Raw genomic sequence first — 8,254 nt, 5'->3', positions numbered from 1 at the left:
GGGGGGGGATGTATTTCAACGCTCCCTATCTCATAAAAAAGATTGCCAATCTTATTACTTAGAAACTAATACTTTAGCATTTGATGAGGTGTTATGAACTTTCTCGCAAAAACTCGCCTTCTGCCCTCCGCGACAAAATAGCGAAGCGACTATTTCTAAAAAACCATTAGTTCTGCTTGATCTTTGGCTAAAAGAAACGCTCCCCTGAGAATACTCTGCCATATGCGCTCGGCCCGCTCTATTCTCCATCACTACCCCCACGAGCAAACCGCTAAAGAGAACGAGACAAACAACTGAAGATAGGATAACCATTCGCCATCGTTTACTACCTTCTTTCTTATCGGCCGGATCATGATAGCTATTAGCCACCGTAGCGTCCTTTTTAGAAGGATCGCCATTAGCAGCTCCGAATTGTTGGCCCGTTAATGGGTTTGTAACAGATGACATAAGTGGCTCTAATCGTTACAGAAACTAAGACAGAAGAACAATTGTCCACCGTCGGTGCGAAAACTATATGGATGTTATGCGAAGTTATTAATGACTAGCAACACAATCAAAAGGATTACCTAAAAACTACCTCCTTCTTACAGTCTCTCAATGTTATTTCTTGCTTTGTTCCAGCTTCTTTTTTCGCCAAGCCTCATCCGTGCGGTACAAAAAGGCAAGAATTTCAGCTACTGCTTTGTATGTTTCTGGCGGAATTTCCACGCCAAGATCTAGTTTTGAAAGAATTTCGGTTAAAGAGTCGTTCTCTGTAATGGGTATTCCGTTTTGCTGTGCAAGCTCAATAATTCTCTTTGCTATCTCGCCAGCACCCGTAGCGACGATTTTGGGAGCATTCTCCCCTTGGGCGTAGCTTAGAGCTACTGCCCGTTTTCGTTTATTTGCTGCACTTTGCTTTTCCACTGGGCAATCGCCATCCGCCAGTTCTTGGAACCTCGCTCGGATCATCTCCAAAGAGCAAGCGATTACTTCGTTCGTAATCCATAAGGGCATCCATAAAGCTTAAAACGTTTCTCTCAATGTACTGGTTTAGGAAATAGTCTACCGAACGCTCGGCATGCTCCAAAGCTCGCCTTAGGTCGCGATCTACTGGCTCTATTTTATCCCCATTGCTTAAAAACGCTTCCCTGATTCTAGCATAGAGAGCATGTGCGGTAGTGTCGTTATCCCAACTAAACTGCTCTATGTCGCGATGTGCCCTCGAACGCCGTCCTTCGCGCAAGACAATAAAACGCGAAACAAAGGCAGTGCGAAGCGCCTCTCGCCTCATGTCTGGGTCGACCGCCCGCTTGGCCCGTCCATTGGATACGCACGAATGACCTGCCGTCTGTTGCATTATTCTCGCTGTAAATAAAAGTGCATCAATTATCTAAGTTACAGTATCTTATTAAATCGACAACATCTCGCTTATTCTAAAGCGGCAATTAAATACGGGGTGTATCCGAAAACATACACATTACATTATCAGCATCAACCGTCTCTCTGAATGCGTAAGCACTCGCCAATAAAGACAAATCTAGGGATTAGGAAGCCTATCCAATACACCCACGATAGTAAATCCTAGTAGTGCTAAAGGCCTATCTGGGATATAGATGCTCGTAGATTAGGTAATTCTCGGAGAGAGAGATATTCGACTAACAGTTGCAGTATGGAGGTTATCCAGTGGACTTAAAACTAGTAGCATCATTGCTTCGCCATGCATTCGCCTTACTAACTTTTTCGCTATTTATTTCTTTATGTGCCGCATCGCCCGCAGCGGCGCAAATTGCAGTTACTGTTGGCGCGCAGGAGTTGTACGACAGCAACGTATTTCTCGAGAACGAAACTGGTCAACCAATACCTCTCTTGGATGGCGACGGACTCCCGATTGCCTTGCCTAAATCCGCAGATGGGAAGAAAAACGATGACTTGATTAGCAATTTACACTTGGGTTTATCTGGGGCAATACCCATACACGAAACAATAAAGGCAGGTCTCGAAGGAGAAGTTGGTTCGCTTTTTTTTGCCGATGAGTCAGACGAAAGTCGCTTGACTGCAGATACTCACTTAAAAGTAGAATCGACTGAGTTACTCATTCCCAATCCTTTTTTTATTGCTTTAACTAGTGACCTAACTTCTGATAGCCAGAACGTTGCTATTGCCCAAGGGAGCAGTGCGAGAGTTTCCCAGTCTCACGACGCAACGCTTACCGCGGGAATTGGCAACATTCAAATCATAGACAAGACTGACTTTGGCCTACATTACGGATTAACGCGACATGATTTTCTAGGCGAATTTCTCTTTAGCGATCGCTCGCCGGACGAACTTGAAGAGGAAGGTTCGGATTACGTCTCTAACAGCCTAACAACGGTATTAACGCACCACACGACAGAGCGTTTAGATACTGAAGTTTATGCGGGCGTAGATTATCTCAAATTCACTAGCGTCAAGACTAACGACATAATTGGCAAATCAGCGGACGACATCGATCGAACTATAGCTAATCTCGGAATCGGTTGTCGTTACGCATTTAGCGACAAACTAAATCTATTTGCTGGAGTAGGAGGTGATTTGTCATTTCTATCAGAAGATCCAGAACCGAGGACTGACGCCATCATCGACGACAGCGGCAACACAATCCTAATCGCAACTGAGAGAGATGACGAAGAAAGCTCTTTAGCGTTTAACGCTGGCGCTGATTTTATGCCACGCGTCGGAACGATATTTAGCTTAGCCGTAGATCAATCTAAGCTGATAGATATCGATGGAGATAACATCTTGTCTAGGACTTTTAGCCTAAACGGTTTACATAAAATAGGCGAAGCCTGGCAGCTATCGGCTTCTGGATTGTTTACGCAGTTTGATGAAGGCGACTCCCTTTCAGATGCGACAGATCGCTTTGAAGTCACTACTAGCGTGAGATATTTTATTACCGAAGCTTTGGCAATTGCAGTGGGTTGGAACTACAGCAACCAGGATGCAGACACAGGGAGCGACAACTTCTTAAGCCTAGGCACTGACGACTACAAAATCCATCGCGCGTTTATTTCTCTAGATTTCGGTTTGGTTGGCACATCAATGATATAATTGACTCTACCCGGATTGCGGAGAGACCGTGACAAGTAGTCGCCGCTGGAGTGTTGGGCGATTGACTAAATGTTCTTGCAGACCTGACGAGATATATCTTGAAACGGTTTATAATAAATTCTCGCAGCAAAATGCTGAGGAGTGAAACCGTAGCCTTTCTAGCAACTTAGACAATCCACTATCGCGCTTTACAACTTCCCTTTCCTAACTGGCTTTATAATCCTTCTATAACGAACTTAGGCACGCTGTTTGCTTATAATAGTTGTGAAGAGTGAATAAATTCATAGCAAGTAACAGCAGTTTACCAAAAGGCCCTTAAAAACTTCTCGAACTAGCGAATCATGGCAGCGGACGAAAACGATACCGGAGAAAAAACTGAACGGCCTACGGCGAAGCGACTAAGCGAGGCTCGTACGGAGGGGCAGGTTGCTCGTTCCACCGATCTATCTCAGGTCATGGGATTAATTGCTGCGTTCATTGGTCTACAAATGGTCGCCCCTCGCCTATGGCGGGATTTGCTTATAGTTACTCAGAGCGGCCTATCTGGCAAATATTCGTCTGAGGAATTTTCTCTAAATCTTCTACAGTCCCAATTTATTGGCCTACTCAAGCTAATACTTCCAGATCTACTTTTTATAACAATTATTGCTGCCCTGTTTGGCGCCGGAACTACCGCACTGCAGACAAAATTCCTCTGGTCCAACAAATTGCTAAAACCAAAGTTTCGCAACTTAAATCCCGTTTCTGGAATCAAGCGGTTATTTTCCACACAAAATGCGGTTAATGTTCTAAAGGCGCTTGCCAAGTTATGCATAATTGCACCGATTGCATATTTTGCTTTTTTTGAAGTTTTTCCCGAGATAATGGAGCTGATGCGAGTTCCCATCACTCACCTCCTTCCCTTTACAAGCCAAGTCTCCACACTTGTTTTCCGGCGCATTATGAGCCTGCTACTAGTTTTAGCCATTCTTGATTACCTCTGGCAGTCCTACAAAACGAACAAGGAATTAAAGATGACCAAGGTGGAGATAAAGGAAGAGCGAAAAGCCGTAGAAGGTGACGAGAAGACAAAACTACAAATTCGCGCAAAAGCCATGCAAAGAGCTCGCGAAAACATGTTTGCAGCAGTTCGCACTGCCGATGTCGTAGTGACAAACCCAACCCATATTGCTGTAGCAATTAAGTACAACCTAACAGAAGATCATGCGCCAAAGGTCGTAGCAAAAGGAAAAGGTTTTATCGCCGAGAAAATTAAAGAAATTGCCGCGAAAGACAATATCCCAGTAATCGAGCGCAAGCCATTGGCACGAGCACTTTTTGCTAATGTCGAGATTGGCCAGTTTATTACATACGAGCTATTTGCTGCGGTAGCTGAACTGCTTGCCTACGTATACAAACTAAAGGGCAAAAGCCCTTTTGGACGCAGTGGTTCAGGGAACAAGCGCAATGAATAACTCTAGCCTGAGGAAATAGTCTGTGGCCACCGATACACAACTAAAAAGTTCAGCCGGAACCGTCTACACAGTACCTGCCTTACTCGTCGGTATGATCGTCATAATGATCATACCGATACCGGCCACTCTACTCGACATTCTCCTAGCGTTTAACATTACTATTTCTCTCGTGGTCTTATTCGTGGCACTTTATCTCGGCCGACCATTAGAGTTTTCAGCCTATCCATCAATAGTCCTAATCACGACCTTGTTCAGATTAGCGATGAACATAACATCCACTCGACTGATCCTCCTAAACGGAGATCAGGGATTAGACGCTGCGGGACACGTAATTCAAGCATTTGGCAATTTCGTCTTAGGAGGGAACTACGTAGTCGGCGTAGTCATATTTACAATTATCGTAATGATTAACTTTACGGTAATAACCAAAGGTTCCGGACGAATAGCAGAAGTAGCTGCCAGGTTTACACTTGACGCCATGCCTGGCAAGCAAATGGCGATAGACTCGGATTTAAATAGCGGACTAATCAGTGAGGATGAGGCAAAGCAACTGAGAAAGGATTTAGCGCGGGAAGCTGAGTTTTACGGGGCCATGGACGGAGCTTCAAAGTTCGTGCGCGGAGATGCCATGGCTGGCATCCTTATTACTTTCGTTAATATATTGGGCGGCTTATTTATTGGCATAGTCCAGGCTGGAATGCCTTGGCGAGAAGCGGCGGAAACTTACACCTTGCTAACCGTAGGTGACGGCTTAGTGAGTCAAATCCCCGCGCTAATCATATCTACCTCCGCCGGTATGATTGTTGCCCGTGCTGCTTCAGGAGCAGATCTCGGAACAGAGGTAACTGGGCAATTGACTAGGTTTTCGCAACCATTAGGCCTAGCTGCTGCTGTATCTATATTTTTCGCCTTCGTGCCAGGCCTGCCCTTCTTACCGTTTTTGCTACTAGGCATTTGCTCTGGCACGCTATCGCTATCTGCTACTACCGCCATAAAGGAAAATGAAAAATCCAAAAAGGCCGCAGAGCTAAAGGAACTACCTGCAACTCCCGCTCCTGGAAGCACTGAAGAGGTGAAGGCTCTACTTGGAGTCGATTTGCTGGAATTAGAGGTTGGCTACGAGTTAGTGCCAATGGTAGACGCTTCTACTGGCGGTGATCTAATCGACCGCATACGAGCCTTAAGGCGTCAATTTGCGATGGAACTCGGATTTATAGTCCCGCCCATTCACATACGCGATAACGTGCGAATACAGCCATCAGAATATCGCTTAATGCTTAAAGGAATTCAACTTGCCTCTGGCACACTTAAGCCACATCATTATTTAGCAATGGATCCGGGCGGCGTCGAAGCAAAAATCCCAGGCACACCGACGAAGGAACCGGCATTTGGTTTAGATGCTTTATGGATTAGCCAAGCGGATAAAGAACGTGCGCAGTTTGCCGGTTATACAGTAGTAGATCCTGCGACGGTCGTGACGACGCATATTACGGAACTCATCAAGCGCCATGCTAACGAACTCCTGGGCCGCCAAGAAGTTCAAGGTTTACTCGACAACTTGTCCAAAAACGCCCCCAAGCTCGTCGAGGAAGTCATTCCGAACATTTTGCCATTAGGCATCGTTCAACAGGTGCTCTGCAACTTACTAAAAGAAGGCGTCAGCATTCGGGATTTGCGCACTATTTTAGAAACGCTTGCAGATTGGGGTCCAACGACAAAATCGCCTGAACGCCTAACTGAGCACGCGAGGAGAGCATTGCGGCGCAATATTACGGCAAGGCACGCAGCAGATAACGGTTCATTAACGCTAATTAGCATGACGCCGTCTCTCGAAAGAGCTTTGGCAGATTCTCTACAGGTCTCAGAACATGGTTCATATCTTGCCTTAGAACCGAGCATTGCGCAGAAACTTTTGGCCAAACTAAGCGCAGCTGCGGAGAGATTTAGCCAACTCGGCAGCAGTCCAGTATTACTTGCGCCAGCTCAACTTAGAGCTGCGCTTTTTTCTTTTACAGAGCGATTCATTCCAGGCTTTGCCGTCCTATCGCACCAAGAGATAGATTCAGGCGTGCGCATTACGTCAGCAGGAGTAGTAAGTATAGACAGCGGAGAATAAAATGCTTGAATTGCCTGCCACCTACCGAACATCGAAACTAATACTTGCAGCGAATAACAAAAAGATTTCTATGACTAAACAGCCAGCACGAGTGTTTTCTATTACCAGCGGGAAGGGCGGCGTGGGGAAAACCCACGTCACCGTGAATTTGGGCGTTGCAATATCAAAGTTGGGACATAAAGTATTGCTGCTCGATGCCGACATGGGGTTAGCAAACATCAACATCCTTCTGGGCTTTCAGCCAAAAGCTACTATTCAAGACGTAGTGTCGGGTAAGGCTAAGATTAGCGATATTATCGTAACGAGCAGTTTTGGCGTAGATGTCATACCAGCAGCTAGCGGTATTCCAGAGCTTACTAATCTTAGCGAAGAAGAGCGCCTAGCATTAATGTCGAGTTTTGAGGAATTAGGCGATAGATACGACTATATCCTAATCGACACGGCCGCTGGGATAGGCGATAACGTAATGTACTTTAACGTAGCGGCAGAAGACGTGCTAGTTGTAATCGACTCTGAACCAACTACGCTAACAGACGCTTATGCGCTCATTAAAGTTCTCGCCCAAAGGTGTGGCGTTCGGCAGTTTAACATCATAGCTAATCGGACGCCTGCTGGCACTGATGGAAGAACCACATACGCACAACTTGCAGCAGCATCGGATAAATTCCTTAGAGACGTTAGCCTGAAATATTTGGGATCCATCTGCGATGATCGTCAAGTCTCAGAAGCGGTAATCGCACAGCGACCCTTTATAGAGCTTTATCCCGGGTCTAAAGCAAGCATTAACATAGCCAACTTAGCTAAAAAGCTAACCTCAAAGGCTCGCAGCAAAACGCCCAGTGGCGGCATGCAGTTCCTGTTTCAGTCCCTCCTAAAAGCCAATAACTAAGCGATTAGGTAAGGCACCGTGGCTAAAACTACTAAGAAAATCAGTAGCTTAAAAGTCCGATATGAAAATCTTCAACGCTATTGGACGGGCCTAACCATGCTTTCTTTTGTCATTACAGTGATTGGAGGCTTATTGGGGGGCGCACGATTATCTGCATTAATTTGGAGGTGTGGCTTAATTGTTTTAAGTCTTATGCTCGCGGGACGCATCATAATAAGGTCTTGGATATCTTGGGAGGAAACGAGAAGTGGTGAAAACAAAGCAGAGCGCCACCGCTGAGCCGTGCCGAATAATCGACGAAGTCGAGCGCGAAGAGCTCATTAGAAGCTTTCTTCCGCTAGTTAAGCGCGTCGTGCATCGCCTTGCCGGACGTTTGCCCGCTGAGGTCGATATTAAGGAAATGCTAAACTCCGGCATTATTGGGTTGGTAGATGCCTTGGAGAAGTACGATCCGCGGCACGAAACCAATTTTTCCACTTATGCTCAATTTCGCATTCGCGGGGCAATTCTAGATAGCTTTCGCTCACAGGATTGGGCCCCCCGTTCGCTTAGACATAAGGCAAGTAAGCTGGAGAATGCCTATCACAAGTTAGAGCAGGCGCATGGGCGGCCTGCTACTGATGATGAGGTAGCAACTGAGTTAGGCGTCGATATTGAGTTGCTTCAAAAGATGTTAAGCGAAGTAAGTAGCGTAGTAATGTTAAGTTTTGAAGAGCTCGGTTTTGG

Annotated in this window: 8 protein-coding genes; 5 read left to right on the top strand and 3 right to left on the bottom strand. The window is 45.9% G+C overall.

Annotated elements, in window-relative coordinates; genetic code table 11:
- Window positions 1-54: 54 nt before the first annotated feature.
- The 3 genes from IT291_05680 to IT291_05670 all read right to left on the bottom strand — a co-directional run bounded on the left by IT291_05680 (window position 55) and on the right by IT291_05670 (window position 1,339).
- Window positions 55-447, bottom strand: a complete 393-nt coding sequence (locus IT291_05680; protein ID MCC6220714.1) for a hypothetical protein — start codon at window positions 445-447, stop codon at window positions 55-57.
- Window positions 448-600: 153 nt separating this feature from the next.
- On the bottom strand, window positions 601-951 hold the full coding sequence (locus IT291_05675; protein MCC6220713.1) for an EscU/YscU/HrcU family type III secretion system export apparatus switch protein: 351 nt from the start codon (window positions 949-951) through the stop codon (window positions 601-603).
- Window positions 881-1,339 (bottom strand): hypothetical protein, encoded by a 459-nt coding sequence (locus tag IT291_05670; protein MCC6220712.1) that lies wholly within the window; start codon window positions 1,337-1,339, stop codon window positions 881-883. The genes IT291_05675 and IT291_05670 overlap by 71 nt, the downstream gene beginning before the upstream one ends.
- Window positions 1,340-1,665: 326 nt before the next feature.
- Between IT291_05670 and IT291_05665 the strand changes: the two genes are divergently transcribed.
- From IT291_05665 to IT291_05645, 5 genes are all read left to right on the top strand, one after another.
- Entirely contained in the window at window positions 1,666-3,069 is a 1,404-nt protein-coding gene (locus tag IT291_05665; protein MCC6220711.1) for a hypothetical protein, read from the top strand.
- A gap of 341 nt (window positions 3,070-3,410) precedes the next feature.
- Entirely contained in the window at window positions 3,411-4,523 is a 1,113-nt protein-coding gene (locus IT291_05660; GenBank protein MCC6220710.1) for an EscU/YscU/HrcU family type III secretion system export apparatus switch protein, read from the top strand.
- A gap of 22 nt (window positions 4,524-4,545) precedes the next feature.
- On the top strand, window positions 4,546-6,639 hold the full coding sequence (gene flhA / locus IT291_05655) for a flagellar biosynthesis protein FlhA (protein MCC6220709.1): 2,094 nt from the start codon (window positions 4,546-4,548) through the stop codon (window positions 6,637-6,639).
- Window position 6,640: 1 nt separating this feature from the next.
- The gene (locus tag IT291_05650) at window positions 6,641-7,528 is read left to right on the top strand and encodes a MinD/ParA family protein (GenBank protein MCC6220708.1); all 888 of its coding nucleotides are present in this window, start codon (window positions 6,641-6,643) and stop codon (window positions 7,526-7,528) included.
- Between the two features lie 250 nt (window positions 7,529-7,778).
- Window positions 7,779-8,254: sigma-70 family RNA polymerase sigma factor (locus IT291_05645; protein ID MCC6220707.1), on the top strand; the 476-nt coding region annotated here is incomplete at its 3' end.

It is taken from the genome of Deltaproteobacteria bacterium, assembly GCA_020845775.1.
In the GTDB taxonomy this organism is placed as follows: Bacteria; Bdellovibrionota_C; UBA2361; order SZUA-149; family JADLFC01; genus JADLFC01.
Note: the sequence above shows the minus strand (reverse complement) of the source record. Positions and strands in the feature narration are given on the sequence as shown.